Source organism: Streptomyces colonosanans (assembly GCF_001866645.1).
In the GTDB taxonomy this organism is placed as follows: domain Bacteria; phylum Actinomycetota; class Actinomycetes; order Streptomycetales; family Streptomycetaceae; genus Streptomyces; species Streptomyces colonosanans.
The window spans coordinates 60,671-76,536 of sequence record NZ_MLYP01000010.1 but is presented as its reverse complement, the minus strand read 5'-3'; the positions used below and the strand labels follow the sequence as shown (position 1 = coordinate 76,536).

General features: G+C 71.3%; 18 protein-coding genes. 13 read left to right on the top strand and 5 right to left on the bottom strand.

Going from position 1 to position 15,866, the window contains the following annotated elements; translation table 11 throughout:
* Positions 1 to 15: 15 nt before the first annotated feature.
* From alr to BIV24_RS05080, 4 genes are all read left to right on the top strand, one after another.
* Positions 16 to 1,179 (top strand): alanine racemase, encoded by a 1,164-nt coding sequence (alr, locus tag BIV24_RS05095; RefSeq protein ID WP_071364936.1) that lies wholly within the window; start codon positions 16 to 18, stop codon positions 1,177 to 1,179.
* Positions 1,180 to 1,249: 70 nt separating this feature from the next.
* Positions 1,250 to 2,467, top strand: a complete 1,218-nt coding sequence (locus tag BIV24_RS05090; RefSeq protein ID WP_071364935.1) for an alpha/beta fold hydrolase — start codon at positions 1,250 to 1,252, stop codon at positions 2,465 to 2,467.
* Between the two features lie 88 nt (positions 2,468 to 2,555).
* Positions 2,556 to 3,074, top strand: coding sequence for a tRNA (adenosine(37)-N6)-threonylcarbamoyltransferase complex ATPase subunit type 1 TsaE (gene tsaE, locus BIV24_RS05085; RefSeq protein WP_071364934.1), 519 nt, complete (start codon positions 2,556 to 2,558; stop codon positions 3,072 to 3,074).
* A 214-nt stretch (positions 3,075 to 3,288) separates the two neighbouring features.
* Positions 3,289 to 3,471, top strand: coding sequence for a hypothetical protein (locus tag BIV24_RS05080; RefSeq protein ID WP_071364933.1), 183 nt, complete (start codon positions 3,289 to 3,291; stop codon positions 3,469 to 3,471).
* 9 nt (positions 3,472 to 3,480) lie between these two features.
* Here the strand turns inward: BIV24_RS05080 and BIV24_RS05075 are convergent, their stop codons facing one another.
* Entirely contained in the window at positions 3,481 to 4,038 is a 558-nt protein-coding gene (locus BIV24_RS05075) for a hypothetical protein (protein WP_079168022.1), read from the bottom strand.
* 193 nt (positions 4,039 to 4,231) lie between these two features.
* Between BIV24_RS05075 and tsaB the strand changes: the two genes are divergently transcribed.
* The 4 genes from tsaB to BIV24_RS05055 are packed head-to-tail and all read left to right on the top strand — an operon-like array spanning position 4,232 to position 6,756.
* A complete protein-coding gene (gene tsaB, locus BIV24_RS05070; RefSeq protein ID WP_071364931.1) occupies positions 4,232 to 4,885 on the top strand; it encodes a tRNA (adenosine(37)-N6)-threonylcarbamoyltransferase complex dimerization subunit type 1 TsaB in 654 nt (217 codons plus the stop codon).
* Positions 4,882 to 5,412: a ribosomal protein S18-alanine N-acetyltransferase gene (gene rimI, locus BIV24_RS05065; protein ID WP_071364930.1), complete on the top strand. Its 531-nt coding sequence runs from the start codon at positions 4,882 to 4,884 to the stop codon at positions 5,410 to 5,412. The genes tsaB and rimI overlap by 4 nt, the downstream gene beginning before the upstream one ends.
* Complete coding sequence (tsaD, locus tag BIV24_RS05060; RefSeq protein ID WP_071364929.1) at positions 5,405 to 6,502, top strand: tRNA (adenosine(37)-N6)-threonylcarbamoyltransferase complex transferase subunit TsaD; 1,098 nt, start codon at positions 5,405 to 5,407, stop codon at positions 6,500 to 6,502. The genes rimI and tsaD overlap by 8 nt, the downstream gene beginning before the upstream one ends.
* Positions 6,499 to 6,756 carry a hypothetical protein gene (locus BIV24_RS05055; protein WP_071364928.1) on the top strand — a complete coding sequence of 86 codons (258 nt, stop codon included), beginning with the start codon at positions 6,499 to 6,501 and terminating at the stop codon, positions 6,754 to 6,756. Before tsaD ends, BIV24_RS05055 begins: the two co-directional genes overlap by 4 nt.
* A 27-nt stretch (positions 6,757 to 6,783) precedes the next feature.
* Here BIV24_RS05055 and BIV24_RS05050 read toward each other — a convergent pair whose 3' ends face one another.
* A complete protein-coding gene (locus BIV24_RS05050; protein WP_071364980.1) occupies positions 6,784 to 7,968 on the bottom strand; it encodes a class I SAM-dependent methyltransferase in 1,185 nt (394 codons plus the stop codon).
* A 91-nt stretch (positions 7,969 to 8,059) separates the two neighbouring features.
* Here BIV24_RS05050 and BIV24_RS05045 point away from each other — a divergent pair, with 91 nt between their 5' ends.
* The 4 genes from BIV24_RS05045 (at position 8,060) to groL (ending at position 12,291) form a co-directional block, all read left to right on the top strand.
* Entirely contained in the window at positions 8,060 to 9,028 is a 969-nt protein-coding gene (locus BIV24_RS05045) for a polysaccharide deacetylase family protein (protein WP_079168020.1), read from the top strand.
* The gene (locus BIV24_RS05040) at positions 9,025 to 9,861 is read left to right on the top strand and encodes a polysaccharide deacetylase family protein (protein ID WP_071364927.1); all 837 of its coding nucleotides are present in this window, start codon (positions 9,025 to 9,027) and stop codon (positions 9,859 to 9,861) included. Before BIV24_RS05045 ends, BIV24_RS05040 begins: the two co-directional genes overlap by 4 nt.
* Before the next feature lie 346 nt (positions 9,862 to 10,207).
* Positions 10,208 to 10,516: a co-chaperone GroES gene (gene groES, locus BIV24_RS05035; protein WP_071364926.1), complete on the top strand. Its 309-nt coding sequence runs from the start codon at positions 10,208 to 10,210 to the stop codon at positions 10,514 to 10,516.
* Positions 10,517 to 10,665: 149 nt separating this feature from the next.
* The gene (gene groL, locus BIV24_RS05030) at positions 10,666 to 12,291 is read left to right on the top strand and encodes a chaperonin GroEL (protein ID WP_071364925.1); all 1,626 of its coding nucleotides are present in this window, start codon (positions 10,666 to 10,668) and stop codon (positions 12,289 to 12,291) included.
* 82 nt (positions 12,292 to 12,373) lie between these two features.
* On the opposite strand, the gene BIV24_RS05025 is transcribed toward groL, so the two are convergent.
* The 3 genes from BIV24_RS05025 to BIV24_RS05015 all read right to left on the bottom strand — a co-directional run bounded on the left by BIV24_RS05025 (position 12,374) and on the right by BIV24_RS05015 (position 14,734).
* Positions 12,374 to 13,081 carry an ester cyclase gene (locus tag BIV24_RS05025; RefSeq protein ID WP_071364924.1) on the bottom strand — a complete coding sequence of 236 codons (708 nt, stop codon included), beginning with the start codon at positions 13,079 to 13,081 and terminating at the stop codon, positions 12,374 to 12,376.
* A 114-nt stretch (positions 13,082 to 13,195) separates the two neighbouring features.
* Positions 13,196 to 13,969, bottom strand: a complete 774-nt coding sequence (locus BIV24_RS05020) for an SDR family NAD(P)-dependent oxidoreductase (protein WP_071364923.1) — start codon at positions 13,967 to 13,969, stop codon at positions 13,196 to 13,198.
* Between the two features lie 90 nt (positions 13,970 to 14,059).
* Complete coding sequence (locus tag BIV24_RS05015) at positions 14,060 to 14,734, bottom strand: MOSC domain-containing protein (protein ID WP_071364922.1); 675 nt, start codon at positions 14,732 to 14,734, stop codon at positions 14,060 to 14,062.
* A gap of 80 nt (positions 14,735 to 14,814) precedes the next feature.
* Between BIV24_RS05015 and BIV24_RS05010 the strand changes: the two genes are divergently transcribed.
* Entirely contained in the window at positions 14,815 to 15,711 is an 897-nt protein-coding gene (locus BIV24_RS05010) for a LysR family transcriptional regulator (RefSeq protein ID WP_071364921.1), read from the top strand.
* The last annotated feature ends 155 nt before the right edge of the window (positions 15,712 to 15,866 follow it).

The following is a 15,866-nucleotide window of genomic DNA, read 5'->3' as shown; positions in this document are numbered from 1 at the left end:
AGACACTGGGGCGCCATGACAAGTTCTGAGACAGCACCCCTCCGCGCCCGCGCCGAGATCGATCTGGCGGCCCTTCGAGCCAACGTACGAGCCCTGTGTGCCCGCACGCCGGGCGCGGCCCTGATGGCCGTGGTCAAGGCGGACGCGTACGGCCACGGCGCGGTGCCGTGCGCCCGTGCCGCCCTCGAAGCCGGCGCGCAGTGGCTCGGCACGGCCATGCCGGAGGAGGCCCTCGCTCTGCGCGCGGCCGGTCTTCCGGGGCGGATCATGTGCTGGCTCTGGACGCCCGGCGGCCCCTGGCGGCAGGCGATCGAAGCCGATGTCGACGTGTCCGTGAGCGGGCTGTGGGCCCTGGCGGAAGTGCGTGAGGCGGCGGCCGCCGCGGGCGCGCCCGCCCGCGTCCACCTCAAGGCCGACACCGGCCTGGGACGCAGTGGATGCCAGCCCGGGGACTGGCCCGAACTCGTCGCCGAGGCCCTGCGTGCCCAGGCGGAAGGCCTGCTCACCGTCGTCGGCCTGTGGTCGCACTTCGCCTGTGCCGACGAGCCGGGCCACCCCTCCATCGAGGCCCAGCTCACTTGCTTCCGCGAGATGGTGGCGTACGCCGAGGGGCAGGGCGTACGCCCGGAGGTGCGCCATATCGCCAACTCACCTGCCACGCTCACCCTCCCCGAGGCCCACTTCGACCTCGTCCGCACGGGCATCGCGATGTACGGCATCTCGCCGAGCCCCGAACTCGGCACCCCAGCCGACTTCGGACTGCGTCCGGTGATGACATTGAAGGCTTCGCTCGCCCTGGTGAAGCAGGTCCCCGGCGGACACGGCGTCAGCTACGGGCACCTGTACACCACCGCCGGCACCACCACCCTCGGCCTGGTCCCCGTCGGATACGGCGACGGCATCCCGCGCCACGCCTCCGGCGCCGGCCCGGTCCTGGTCGATGGCAAGCTGCGCACGGTCGCGGGCCGGATCGCCATGGACCAGTTCGTGGTGGACCTGGGCGGCGACGAGCCCGCGCCGGGCACGGAGGCGATCCTCTTCGGCGCCGGCGACCGCGGCGAGCCCACCGCCGAGGACTGGGCACAGGCGGCCGGGACCATTGCATACGAAATCGTGACCCGGATCGGTACTCGCGTCCCGCGCGTCTACGTGAAGGTGGATGCGGAGCAAGAGGGCTAACTCCATACGGGTGAAATCCGGACAGGCCCCCGGCGGAACGAGCAGAGCCCTCGGCAAGGAGGAGCGGGACGTGAGCGAGAGCAGCGCCGAGGCCGCGGAGGCCGTCGCGGGCGCATCCGCCTCTGCCGCGGGCAACTGGCGCGCCGCCGGTTTCGCCGGCGTGGCGATAGGCGTGGTCGCGGCGGGCGCCGCCGCAGGTGTCGCCCTTGAGCGGCTGACGGTCGGCCGCGGCATGCGCAGGAGGGCGCGGCTCGCCCTCGACTCGACGGGTCCGTACGGAGCGCTGCGCGGCACCCCCGGCAAGGCGTACGCGGACGACGGGACCGAGCTGTACTACGAGGTGGACGACGTCGAGCCCGAGGGCGGCTCCGCGCCACGCCGGCGCCGGCTCTTCGGCCGTAAGGCCCCGGCCCCGGTCACCGTCGTCTTCAGCCACGGCTACTGCCTCAACCAGGACTCCTGGCACTTCCAGCGGGCCGCGCTGCGCGGTGTCGTCCGGACGGTGCACTGGGACCAGCGCAGCCACGGCCGCTCCGGGCGCGGGATGGCGCAGGCCGACGGCACACCGGTCTCCATCGACCAGCTCGGGCGCGACCTCAAGGCCGTGATAGACGCGGCCGTGCCCGAGGGGCCGATCGTGCTCGTCGGACACTCCATGGGCGGCATGACGGTCATGGCGCTGGCCGACCAGTTCCCCGGCCTGATCCGTGACCGGGTCGTCGGTGTCGCCCTCGTCGGCACGTCCTCCGGGCGGCTCGGTGAGGTCAACTTCGGACTGCCCATGGCGGGCGTCAACGCCGTGCGGCGCATCCTGCCCGGAGTGCTGAAGGCGCTGGGGCAGCAGGTCGCGCTGGTGGAGAAGGGACGCCGGGCCACCGCCGACCTGTTCGCGGGGCTCATCAAGTGGTACTCGTTCGCGTCGCGGGACGTCGATCCGGCCGTCGCCCGGTTCGCCGAGCGGATGATCGAGGGCACACCGATCGACGTGGTCGCCGAGTTCTACCCGGCGTTCAACGACTATGACAAGACGACGGCGCTGGCCCGCTTCGCCGACCTGCCGGTCCTCGTGCTGGCCGGGGTCCAGGACCTGGTCACGCCGAGCGAGCACAGCGAGGCGATCGCCGATCTGCTGCCCGATGCCGAACTGGTGCTTGTGCCGGACGCCGGCCACCTCGTCATGCTGGAACACCCGGAAGTCGTGATAGACCGCCTCGCCGATCTGCTCGCCCGTACGGGGGCGGTGCCGATCACGGCTACCGTGGGTGGCTGTGACTCCGCCTTCTCCTGAGGGAGACGGCTTCCAGCCTCTGGCTGCGGTCCGGCCCGAATCGACCCCTCGCGGGGCGTAAGAAGCGCACTACTCCAAGTGAGTGACGATGGAAGAACTCTCGCACACCCCGGCGTCTGACGGCGTCACCGTCCGGCTCACCATCACCTCCCCCGAACAGATGCAGGAGCTGGGGCGTCGGCTCGCCAAGCTGCTGCACGCCGGCGACCTCGTGATGCTGAACGGTGAGCTGGGCGCGGGCAAGACCACGCTGACCCGCGGGCTCGGCGAAGGGCTCGGGGTGCGGGGCGCGGTCACCTCCCCGACCTTCGTGATCGCCCGTGTGCACCCGTCCCTGGTGGAGGGCCCGCCGCTGGTCCACGTGGACGCCTACCGCCTGGGCGGCGGGCTCGGCGAGATGGAGGACCTCGACCTCGATGTCTCGCTGCCGGATTCCGTGGTCGTCGTGGAGTGGGGCGAAGGCAAGGTCGAGGACCTGACGGACGACCGGCTCCACGTGATCATCCATCGGGCGGTCGGCGACACGACGGACGAGGTGCGCCACGTCACCCTCAGGGGCTTCGGGCGGCGCTGGGAGACGGTGGACCTGGGCGTGCTGTCGGCCTGAGCGGTGCCCTGCTCGACCGGTGGGCGCGGGACGGCGGATCTCCCTGGGCGGACCGCCAGGGGCCCGTCGGCGGGTGCTTCGTATCTTCGACCGAACGTACCGACAACCCGTCGGCAAGATGTTGCGTTGCAGGTGCCGGGCGTGGTCACATGGATGTCAGTCCGTGGTTAGGCGTGCCTAACTGCGCCGGCCCCCGTGGCACCAGGAGGCGTCCATGCCGGCTTCAGAACGAGACGAGGCGCGGCCGCGCGTGATGGCCGAAGCGGCCCGCGTGTCGATGCGGGACCTGCTGGCGTCGTGTGCCGCGGCGAAGGTGATCTCGACGCCGCCGAAGGACCCCGCACCCGAGACTCCCCAGGCCACGCCCGCGACGCGCCAGCAGCGCAGGGCCGCGTAGCCGTCGCGCCTACCGGACGACGACGACCTTCTGCTGGGGCGTCGCGAACTCCCACATCGCCGCGCCGTCCGCCCGGGACTCGCGGATGCCGCCCAGCTTCTTCGAGGCGTCGGGCGCCGCCGTCGAGCCGTCGACCGCGGCGCTGAAGCCGAACACCACACCATGCTGCGTCGTGAACAGCACGATGTGCTCCACCTGCACACCGTCCGAGCCGGGCCTGGCAGGGTTCCGGGAGGTCACCGCATACGTGCCCGGCAGCGGATCGACCGTCCCCGGCGTGACCTTGAACGTGCGCTGGACCTTGTTGTCCGCGCCGACCAGCCACACCCGGTCGTCGCCGACCGAGTACACGACCCGCTCCCCGGTGCCGGAGCCGCCGGGCAGCACCGCCGGGTCCTTCTCGGCCACAGGCGGCTTCTTCGACGCGGTGGCCTTCGGCGAGGTCTTCACCTGCGGCTTGCCCAGTGAGTCGGGCGCGTGTGCCGACGCCTGGTAGGCGAGGAATCCGACCGCGGCGACGGCCGCCGCGGTGAGCCCGGCCACGAATCCCGAGCTGCTCCTAGCCACCTGTGCCCACCTCTCGGCCCCGCGCGGACGGACTCGTCTGCCGCTCGCGGACGTACTCGTAGCTGTATGCGTCTCGTACGACGTGCCGATTCGCTCACCGATCTCGTCGTACGTATGCGCTGTGACGTTAGCAGCAGGCGCGGACCGCACCGGGGCGGCCGTATGGCGGGCGCGGGCGCCGTACGCTGTTTGCGTGCTCTTGCTCGCTCTGGATACCGCCACCCCCGCCGTCACCGTCGCTCTGCACGACGGCACGTCCGTCGTCGCCTCGTCGAGCCAGGTGGACGCGCGCCGACACGGGGAACTCCTGCTGCCCGCCGTCGACCGGGTCCTCGCCGAGGCGGCCACACGGCTCGACGCCGTCACGGCCATCGTCGTGGGCGCGGGCCCCGGCCCGTACACCGGGCTGCGCGTCGGCCTGATGACCGCCGACGCCTTCGGGCTCGCCCTCGGCGTGCCCGTGCACGGCGTGTGCACGCTCGACGCCCTCGCGTACGCCTCCGGACTCGACGAGCCCTTCGTCGCGGCCACGGACGCGCGCCGCAAGGAGGTCTACTGGGCGCGGTACGACAACGCCCGCACCCGGGTCACCGAGCCCGCGGTGGACCGGCCCGCCGAGATCGTGGAGACGGTCGCGGGCCTGCCCGCCGTCGGCGCCGGCGCGCTGCTCTACCCGGACACCTTCCCGCGGGCGCGGGAGCCCGAGCACGTCTCGGCCGCGGCGCTCGCGTCCCTGGCGGTGGAGAGAATGGCGGCCGGCGAGGAACTGCCCGCGCCCCGGCCGCTGTATCTGCGCCGCCCGGACGCGCAGGTGCCCAAGAACTACAAGGTGGTCACCCCCAAGTGACCGCGCCCGTGACGCCCGTACTGCGCGAGATGCGCTGGTGGGACATCGATCCCGTACTGGAGCTGGAGAAGAACCTCTTTCCCGAGGACGCCTGGTCGCGGGGCATGTTCTGGTCCGAGCTGGCGCACTCCCGGGGCCCGGAGGCGAGTCGGCGGTACCTGCTGGCCGTCGAGGGCGAGCGGGTCGTCGGCTACGCGGGCCTGGCCGTCCAGGGCGACCTGGGCGACATCCAGACCATCGCCGTCGCCCGCGACCACTGGGGCACGGGGCTCGGCAGACGGCTGCTGACCGAGCTGCTGCAGGCCGCGACGGCCTTCGAGTGCGCCGAGGTGATGCTCGAGGTCCGGGTCGACAACGTGCGCGCGCAGAAACTGTACGAGCGCTTCGGCTTCGAGCCCATCGGGTTCAGACGCGGCTACTACCAACCGGGGAACGTGGATGCCCTGGTGATGCGCCTGACCACAGCATCCGACAGCGGCTTCGCCGCGGATTCGACATCAGTACAAGGAACCGAGAGCAATGGCTGACGAACCCCTGGTCCTGGGGATCGAGACCTCATGTGACGAGACCGGAGTCGGCATCGTCCGCGGCACCACCCTCCTCGCGGACGCCGTCGCGTCCAGCGTCGACGAGCACGCGCGTTTCGGCGGAGTGGTGCCCGAGGTCGCCTCCCGGGCGCACCTCGAGGCCATGGTGCCGACCATCGACCGGGCACTGAAGGAAGCGGGGGTGAGCGCGAAGGACCTCGACGGCATCGCGGTCACCGCCGGGCCCGGCCTCGCCGGTGCCCTGCTGGTCGGCGTCTCGGCGGCGAAGGCGTACGCCTACGCGCTGGGCAAGCCGCTGTACGGCGTCAACCACCTCGCCTCCCACATCTGCGTGGACCAGCTGGAGCACGGCGCCCTGCCGGAGCCCACGATGGCGCTGCTGGTGAGCGGCGGGCACTCCTCCCTGCTGCTCTCCACCGACATCACCTCCGACGTACGGCCGATGGGCGCGACCATCGACGACGCGGCGGGCGAGGCCTTCGACAAGATCGCGCGCGTGCTGAACCTCGGCTTCCCGGGCGGCCCGGTCATCGACCGGTACGCAAAGGAGGGCGACCCGGACGCGATCGCCTTCCCACGCGGTCTGACCGGGCCGCGCGACGCGGCGTACGACTTCTCCTTCTCCGGTCTGAAGACGTCCGTGGCCCGCTGGATCGAGGCGAAGCGGGCGGCGGGGGAGGAGGTGCCGGTGCGTGACGTGGCGGCCTCCTTCCAGGAGGCGGTGGTGGACGTGCTGACCCGCAAGGCCGTACGGGCCTGCAAGGACGAGGGCGTCGACCATCTGATGATCGGCGGTGGCGTCGCGGCCAACTCCCGGCTGCGGGCGCTCGCCCAGGAGCGCTGCGAGGCGGCCGGTATCCGGCTGCGGGTGCCGCGTCCCAAGCTGTGCACGGACAACGGCGCGATGGTCGCGGCGCTGGGAGCCGAGATGGTGGCCCGCGGCCGGGCCGCGTCGGACTGGGACCTGTCGGCGGACTCTTCGCTGCCGGTGACGGACCCGCACGTGCCCGGGAGCGCGCACTCCCACGACCACGTCCACGAGACCAGCAAGGAGAACCTGTACTCGTGACGGTCGCGCTGATGTGGGAGGCCCGGGCGGCCACCGGACGGGGCGAGGAACTGCTGGCCTGGGCGCGGGCCCAGGAGCTGTCGTCGCGGCCCCTGCGTCGCGAGACCTTCCGGGCGCCGCAGGACCGCGTTCTCGTCATCACCTGGTGGGACGCGGAGCACTCTGCCGACCTCCCCGAACTCCCCGAACCCGCAGGGGAGTTGGTGGCCCGTGCGGTGCACCGGTGGCGGTTCGATTCGGTATCTGAGGACTGACCTCCCACCGGGGGACCCCCGGTGGCGTCAGGCGTCGGCCTGGACGGGGTGGCCGAGCAGCATCGTCGGCGCCCCCGCCACCCGCGTCAGGAACACGGTCACCGCGTTCCGGCCGTGCGGCTTGGGCAGGACCTTCCTGCGCAGTTCCTCCGGCTCGACCGCCGAGCCGCGCTTCTTCACGGTCAGGACCCCGACCTCCCGCTCCCGCAGCAGCGCCTTCAACTTCTTGACGTTGAAGGGCAGTCGGTCGGTGATCTCGTAGGCGGTGGCGTACGGGCAGGCGCGCAGCTCGTCCGCCGTCACGTAGGCGATCGTCCCGTCGATCAGCCCGCCGTCCAGTTCCTCGGCCACCTCCGCCACCAGATGCGCGCGGATCGCGGCGCCGTCGGGTTCGTAGAGGTAGCGGCCGAGCGGGCGGACCGGCGGATCCGGCAGGCCGCGGCCCCGCAGCACCCGCGGGCCGGGCAGCAGCGCGGCACGGACGAGCCCCGGCTGCGTGCCGAACCACAGCACCGCTTCCTTCACTTCCCCGCCGTCCGAGATCCACTCGGCCTCCGCCTCGGCGGGCACCGCGTCGTGCGGGACGCCCGGAGCGACCTTCAGGGCGGCGTGCGGGGCCTTCAGGGCCGTGGCCACGGCCCAGGACAGCGGGGGCGAGTACGCCTCGGGATCGAAGATCCGGCCTCGACCCCCGCGCCGCGCGGGGTCGACGAAGACGGCGTCGTACGAGGACACGTCCACGCCCGTGACATCCGCCTCGCGCACCTCGATCAGCGTGGACAGGCCCAGCGCCTCGGCGTTCGCCCGCGCCGCCGCCGCGGTCAGCGGGTCGCGGTCCACGGCCAGGACCCGGATCCCGGCTCGGGCGAGGGCGATCGCGTCACCGCCGATGCCGCAGCACAGGTCGGCGACGCTGGACACCCCGAGGGCCCGCAGCCGCTCGGCGCGGTAGGCCGCGACCGTGGTCCTGGTGGACTGCTCGAAGCCGTTCGGTGTGAAGAACATCCGCTCCGCGTCCTCGGCCCCGAATTTCGCCGCCGCCCGCTCGCGCAGCCGCGCCTGTGCGAGGGCCGCCGAGACCAGCTCGGCGGGGTGCTCGCGGCGCAGCCGGGTCGCGACGGCCAGCTCCTGCGCCGGAGCGGTGCCGCGCACCTCGTCGAGGAGGGCACGGCCCTCGGGGGTGAGCAGGGAGGCGAAGGAGAGGTCGTTCACGAGGTCATTGTCGGCCAGTCGGTGGATGGCGTGCGTCCGGCCCGCGGTGTCGGCCCGCCGTGGCCGCGGACGGCTGGAAGGATCCGACATCATGCGGCTCGTACGACAAAATGACGAAAAGCGTGCGAAGTGCCCAAGGGGGCGCGTGCGGTGCTCGAAGGGCGCGGCGAAGCGTGTGCCGCACATCGGGACGACGTCCGTGGCGCGTGCGGCCCTCGCCGTCCTGGCCGTCACCGCCCTCGCATCCGGCTGTTCCGGCGACGGCGTGCAGGGCGCGTACGGCCAGCAACTGCAGGCGCCGCCGGCACGTGCCCTCGACGGATACGCCGACAGGCTGCACTCCTCGTACAACCAGCGCGTCGCGGCCGCCACGCGCTGGGGACTGGCGAAGGCACCGCTGGTCGCGCCACCCCCGGCGAAGAAGTCCGCGATCACCTTCCGCAAGGGGTTCGAGGTCCAGGGTGGTGCGGGACTGCCCCCGGTCTTCACGACCGTCCCCACCACGGACAAGGTCGTGTTCCTCACCATCGACGACGGTGCCGACAAGGACCCGGCGTTCCTGCGGATGATGAGCGATCTGAAGATCCCGTACACGGCATTCCTCAGCGAAGACCTGATCGACGACGACTACGACTACTTCCGCAGGATGCGCGACCTCGGCGTCACGCTGAACAACCAGACACTGCACCATCCCTACCTCCCGGGACTGTCGTACGAGGAGCAGAGGAACGAGATCTGCGGCATGCAGGACCTGATGCAGAAGCAGTTCGGCACGCGCCCGACGGTCTTCCGGCCGCCGCACGGCAACTACAACAAGGACACCCTCCGTGCCGCCAAGTCCTGCGGCATCAAGTACGCCCCGATCTGGAACGAGGAGGTCTACGTCGACCACTGGGAGTATCGCGAGTGGGATCGCAGCCTGCACCCCGGCGACATCGTCCTGTCCCACTTCCGGGGGGCGTCGGACTGGAACGGCACGATGCCCGACCTGGCCCGCCGCTTCCTGAAGAAGGTCACCGACGACGGGTACGCGGTGGCGCGTCTGGAGGACTACCTGTGAGGGCGCGGTGGGCGGTACGGGCGCTGCTCGCCGGGGTGCTCGCTCTCGCGGTCCTGTCCGGCTGCGCCCAGTCCGTCGACCCGATCGAACGGCTGGGCAAGAAGGCGGCGCAGAAGGTACGCGCCTCGCACGAGCCGCACCGGGGGAAGTACCGCCGCTGGGGGCTCGCCGCTCCGCTCGCACCCGCGCCCCGGCCGGTCCGCTCCCCGGACTACGGCGAGGACCCGGCGGGCGCGGGCCTGCCGCCCGTCCTCGACCATGTGCCCACCCGCGACAAGGTCGTCTTCCTGACGTATGGTGCGGACGCCGAGCGGGATCCTCGGTTCATCGACATGGTCCGTGAACTCCGGTTGCCGGTCAGCGTGTTCCTCGCGGACCGTGCCGTCGGGCCGGGGTACGCGCGCGCCGCACGCCTGCGGGCGGCCGGCGCGGGCATCGAGAACCTCACCGTGGGCCACACCGAACTGCGCGGGCTCTCCTACGCGGAGCAGCGCGCCGAGATCTGCGGCCAGCAGGAGCGGCTGAGGTCCCGCCTGGGCCTGCATCCCCGGCTGCTGCGCCCGCCGTACGGCGCGTACGACCGTACGACGCTCCAGGCGGCGGCGGACTGCGGCATGGCGGCCCTGATCCTGTGGCGCCGGATGCCGGGCAGGGACCCCGAGTCGTACGAGCGGGGCGGGCCCCTCCATCCCGGCGACATTCTGCGGCCCCACGTCCAGCCCCGTGAGGAGGAGAGCCGTCCCTCCGTGCCCCTGACCACGGAGACGGCCCGCCTCCTGCGCCGCATCCAGGCGAGCGGGCTCACGGTGGCGCGCTTGGAGGACTACCTGTAGCGGAACCGGGCCGGCGCGTCCGGCTCGTTCCGGAGCGACTCGGTCCGTCCGGCTTGAGGGGGAGGCCCTTCGGGCCGATAGAGCGGGCAGGGGGCGCAAGCCCCGGGGCGGTCACCTCGGCACGGGAGGGGTACGAACTCCGGTGTCCCCCTCCGCGCGCCGCGCCGCGGACAATTGGCACTCCGCTTGACCGAGTGCTAATCGCGGTCATAGTCTCAGCCCTGGCACTCGCCACCGGAGAGTGCCAAGAAGCGACGGGCAGGTCCGGCACCCGCGACGACGGATCGACCTGGTCGCCACCTCAGACAGTTAACCCCGTGAGATCTCCGAAGGGGGAGGTCGGATCGTGACGACCGCCAGCTCCAAGGTTGCCATCAAGCCGCTCGAGGACCGCATCGTGGTCCAGCCGCTGGACGCCGAGCAGACCACGGCCTCTGGCCTGGTCATCCCGGACACCGCGAAGGAGAAGCCCCAGGAGGGCGTCGTCCTCGCCGTGGGCCCGGGCCGTATCGAGGACGGCAAGCGCGTCGAGCTCGACGTCAAGGTCGGCGACGTCGTGCTCTACAGCAAGTACGGCGGCACCGAGGTGAAGTACAACAACGAGGAGTACCTCGTTCTCTCGGCTCGCGACGTGCTCGCGATCATCGAGAAGTAATTCACCGAAGCAGACTGCTGTGAGCTGCGCCCCTGGCCCCCGCGACCGTTGATCAGCCGGGCGTCGGGGGCGCGGTTCGTTTTTCACCGCGATGAGCGGCTGCTCCGGGAGGGCAGCCGCGGATCGCAACGAGAGGACTGAAACGCTCCATGGCGAAGATCCTGAAGTTCGACGAGGACGCCCGTCGCGCCCTCGAGCGCGGCGTCAACAAGCTTGCCGACACGGTCAAGGTGACGATCGGCCCGAAGGGCCGCAACGTCGTCATCGACAAGAAGTTCGGTGCTCCCACCATCACCAACGACGGCGTCACCATCGCCCGTGAGGTCGAGGTCGAGGACCCGTACGAGAACCTCGGCGCCCAGCTGGTGAAGGAGGTGGCGACCAAGACCAACGACATCGCGGGTGACGGTACGACCACCGCCACCGTGCTCGCCCAGGCGCTGGTGCGCGAGGGCCTGAGGAACGTCGCCGCGGGTGCCTCCCCGGCCGCCCTGAAGAAGGGCATCGACGCCGCCGTCAAGGCCATCTCCGACGACCTGCTGGCCACCGCCCGCCCGATCGACGAGAAGTCCGACATCGCCGCCGTCGCCGCGCTGTCCGCCCAGGACCAGCAGGTCGGCGAGCTGATCGCCGAGGCGATGGACAAGGTCGGCAAGGACGGTGTCATCACCGTCGAGGAGTCCAACACCTTCGGTCTGGAGCTGGACTTCACCGAGGGCATGGCCTTCGACAAGGGCTACCTGTCGCCGTACTTCGTGACGGACCAGGAGCGTATGGAGGCCGTCCTCGACGACCCGTACATCCTGATCAACCAGGGCAAGATCGGCTCCATTCAGGACCTGCTGCCGCTGCTGGAGAAGGTCATCCAGGCGGGCTCCTCCAAGCCGCTGCTGATCATCGCCGAGGACGTCGAGGGCGAGGCCCTCTCCACCCTCGTCGTGAACAAGATCCGCGGCACCTTCAACGCCGTCGCCGTGAAGGCCCCCGGCTTCGGTGACCGCCGCAAGGCGATGCTGCAGGACATGGCGGTCCTCACCGGCGCCACGGTCATCTCCGAGGAGGTCGGCCTCAAGCTCGACCAGGTCGGCCTGGACGTGCTGGGCGCCGCCCGTCGCGTGACGGTCACCAAGGACGACACCACCATCGTCGACGGTGGCGGCAAGTCCGAGGACGTCGTCGGCCGCGTCGCCCAGATCAAGGCCGAGATCGAGACCACCGACTCCGACTGGGACCGCGAGAAGCTCCAGGAGCGCCTCGCGAAGCTGGCCGGCGGCGTGTGCGTGATCAAGGTCGGCGCCGCCACCGAGGTGGAGCTGAAGGAGAAGAAGCACCGTCTGGAGGACGCCATCTCCGCGACCCGCGCCGCGGTCGAGGAGGGCATCGTCTCCGGTGGTGGCTCCGCGCTGGTCCACGCCTCCAAGGTGCTGGCGGACGGCCTCGGCAAGCAGGGCGACGAGGCCACCGGTGTCTCCATCGTCCGCCGCGCGGTCGTCGAGCCGCTGCGCTGGATCGCCGAGAACGCGGGCCTGGAGGGCTACGTCATCGCCTCCAAGGTCGCCGAGCTGGACAAGGGCAACGGCTACAACGCCGCCACCGGCGAGTACGGCGACCTGGTCAAGGCCGGCGTCATCGACCCGGTCAAGGTCACCCGTTCCGCCCTGGAGAACGCCGCCTCCATCGCCTCCCTGCTGCTGACGACCGAGACCCTGGTCGTCGAGAAGAAGGAAGAGGAAGAGCCGGCCGCGGCCGGGCACGGCCACGGTCACGCCCACTGACGTACGCCGTAAGCCGTACCGAGGCCCGGCGCCCCCCAGTGGGGCGCCGGGCCTTCGCGTTGCTCCACGTCTTCAGGGCGTCCTACGTCTCCAGGGCGTCGAGCGCGCCCAGTTGCTCCATCAGCCCCAGCTGGTCGTGCTGCCACCAGGTCTCGGCGATCTTCCCGTCCTCGCCGAACCGGAACAGCGTCATCCCGCTCATGGTGACGTCCCTCCCGGTGGACGCGATCCCCAGGAACTCGCCCTTGTGCGTGGCGTTCCAGGTCCACAGCGCACAGACCCGGTCACCCTGGGCGATCACTTCGTCGAGCCGGTACGTGAAGTCGAAGGCGCTCCGCCACATCTCGTACTCGCGCCGCAGCGCATCGAGCCCGATCGTGTCCTGCGCGTTGACGGGATCGTGGCTGTGGCAGTCCTCCGTGATCAGGTCGTTGAGCGGCGGCAGTTCACCCCTGGTCGCCAGCGTCTCGAAGAACCGCCGGACGTTCGCCGTGTACAACTGCTCGTCCCGCACCACGTCCAGATCCGTGAACGTGGGCATCTCGTCGCACAGGGCGACCATGTCGCGGAAGATCTTCTCGCTCTCGGGAAGGTGCGAGTTCCGCATGGCCTCCTCGTACGAGGGGAACTCCACGATCTCGATGAAGTGCGAGGCGTCGGACCGATCCTTGCCGATCACGCTGTGCGTCGCGGTCCGCTTGCCCCTGGTCTGCTCGACCCATGTCTCCATGATCCGGTTCATCTCGTCGAACCGGCGGGTCCTGCAGTCGATGAGCCGCACAAATGTCATGACGCCGCCTCCGGCCCCCCTGGGTCCGCAGATACGGTCATTTTCCCACCTGAGGGGCGGCGCCACCCGTCCTGCCGGCCCCCGTACGCGTGCCGTCGAAGGCCGCGCCCGCTCCTACCGCGGCCCGTACTTGCGCCCCGTCCGCGAGGTGAGTCCGCCCAGCAGCCCGCGCGGCGTCACTTTCACGACGCTCATCAGCGCCTTGTACCGCGGGTCCGGAATGGACAGCGACTTGCCCCGGGCGAGGTCCGTGAGCGCCGCGGCGACCAGCTTGTCCGCATCCAGCCACATCCAGTTCGGGATGTTGTCCGTGCCCATCCCGGCCCGCTCGTGGAACTCCGTACGGACGAAGCCCGGGCACAGCGCCATCAGCCGCACGCCGGACCCGGCCATGTCCTTCGCCGCGCCCTGCGTGAACTGCACGACCCATGCCTTGGACGCGCCGTAGGTGCCGCGCGGCACGAACGCCGCGACCGAGGCCACGTTGACGATCCCGCCGCGCCTGCGCGAGCGCATCGCCTCCGCCGCCGCGCTCGTCAGCCTGAGCACGGCCTCGCAGTGCACCTTGAGCATCCGCAGCTCGTCGGCCATCGATACGTCGAGATAACGGCCCTTGTTGCCGAAGCCCGCGTTGTTGACGAGCAGGTCGACCGGGTTCCTGAGGTCGGACAGGCGCGCGGCCACCGCCTCGATGCCCTCGTCGGTCGCCAGGTCCGCCGTCAGCACCTCCGCCTCGATGCCGTGCCGGTCGTGCAACTCCGTCGCCTGTTCCCGCAGCCGCTTGGTGTCCCGGGCCACCAGGACGAGGTCATGGCCGTCGGCGGCGAGCCGTCGTGCGAACGCGGCGCCGATGCCCGCGGTCGATCCCGTAATCAAAGCCGTTGTCATGGGCCAACGATAGTGACCCGGAGGGAACGAATCCGCCTGCCGGGCAGGCACGTTCACCGACTTCGCCGCCAACGTCCGTATGTCCGGGCGCTATTTCTCCACCGCGTACTTGCGCGTGTACTCCCGGGCCGCCTCCGCGGCCCCCGGGTGCAGCGCGTCACCCGCTGCCAACAGGCGTGGCAGCAGATGCCGTTCCGTGGTCGTCGCCCGGAACTCGAGGGCGACCGTCACATCGTGGTCGGGCCGGTACGCGATCTCGATGGGGTCGCCGGCCCGGATCTCGCCCGGCTCGATCACCCGCAGATACGCGCCGGGCGCCCCCTGCTGCGTGAACCGCTTGACCCAGCCGGGCTCACCGAGGTGCTCCTGGAAGGTGCGGCACGGGATCCGCCCGGAGGTGACCTCCAGCACCACCTCGCCTCCGATGCGCCAGCGCTCGCCGATCCGCGCACCGGACACATCGAGCCCCTCCGTGGTGAGGTTCTCGCCGAACGAGCCGCTCGGCAGCGGCCGGTTCAGCTCCCGCTCCCAGTCGTCCAGGTCCTCGCGGGCGAACGCGTACACCGCCTGGTCGTCGCCGCCGTGGTGCCGCAGATCGCACACGGCGTCCCCGGCCACTCCGCTCGCGCCCGTTCCCTTGGGCCCGGGCGCGGCCACCCGGACCGGCCCGTCCACCGGCCGCTTGTCGATGCCGGTCACGCCCTCCGGCTGGTCGGTGTACTCGACTGCCGTGGGCCGGCCCACGTTCAGTGACAGAAGCTTCATGTCCGCACGGTAGGCGATCTACGACCAAAGCGTCGAAGCGGTATTCGCCGTCGCATCCAAGACTGACTTATGCTCAAAGGGTGATCGAGGCCCGACATCTCCGTGTGCTGCGTGCCGTGGCCGCCAGCGGCTCCTTCTCGGCGGCGGCGCGCGAACTGGGCTGCACCCAGCCCGCCGTCAGCCAGCAGATGAAGGCGCTGGAGACGTCCGTCGGTACGCCCCTGCTCATCCGCAGCGGCCGCGAGATGCGCCTGACGCAGGCCGGCGAGGCGCTGGTCAGGCACGCGGCGGGCATCCTCGCCGGGCTGACGGCCGCGGAGGAGGAGGTCGCCGCCATCGCCGGCCTCAGGGCCGGCCGCGTCCGCCTCGTCTCCTTCCCGAGCGGCAGCTCCACGCTCGTCCCCGCCGCGCTCGCCGCCCTGCGCGCCGCACACCCCGGCACCCAGGTCTCTCTCGAGGAGGCCGAACCGCCCGAGTCCGTCGACAAGCTGCGCGCCGGCGACTGCGACATCGCGCTCGCCTTCCGCTACGAGGGCGCGGCGGGTGCCGAGGAGTGGGACGACCTGGTCGTCCGCCGCCTGCTCACCGACCGGCTCGTCGCCCTCGTCCCCGAACGCCACCGGCTGGCGCGTACGGAGTCGGTCGCCATCGGCGACCTCGCGCAGGAGTCGTGGATCGCGGGCTGTCCGCGCTGCCGGGGACAGCTGGTGGAGGTGTGCGAGAGCGCCGGCTTCATGCCGCGCATCGACTTCGCGACCGACGACTATCCGGCGGTGGCCGGATTGGTCGGGGCCGGTCTCGGAGTGGCCGTCCTGCCGCAGCTCGCGATCGAGTCCGCCCGTCCGAGGGGTGCGCGGCCGGTCGCGCTGGAACCCGAGGTGCGGCGGGAGATCGTCGCGCTCACCCTGCCCGACCTGGCCCATGTGCCGGCGGTGGCGGCAACGCTCGGGGAACTGGAGCGGGCAGCCGTGCGATGACCCGCTCCACGGCGGAGCCGCCCGCTGCGCGATCGGCTGCCCCCGCAGCCGTGCAGCTCTCCCGTACGGGCCCCGCGGAGCCCTGGAAACACCCCCTGGGCGGTATCTCGCGCCCGGCGTAACCCCTTTGGGCGATACCCCGCCCCACAAGTATG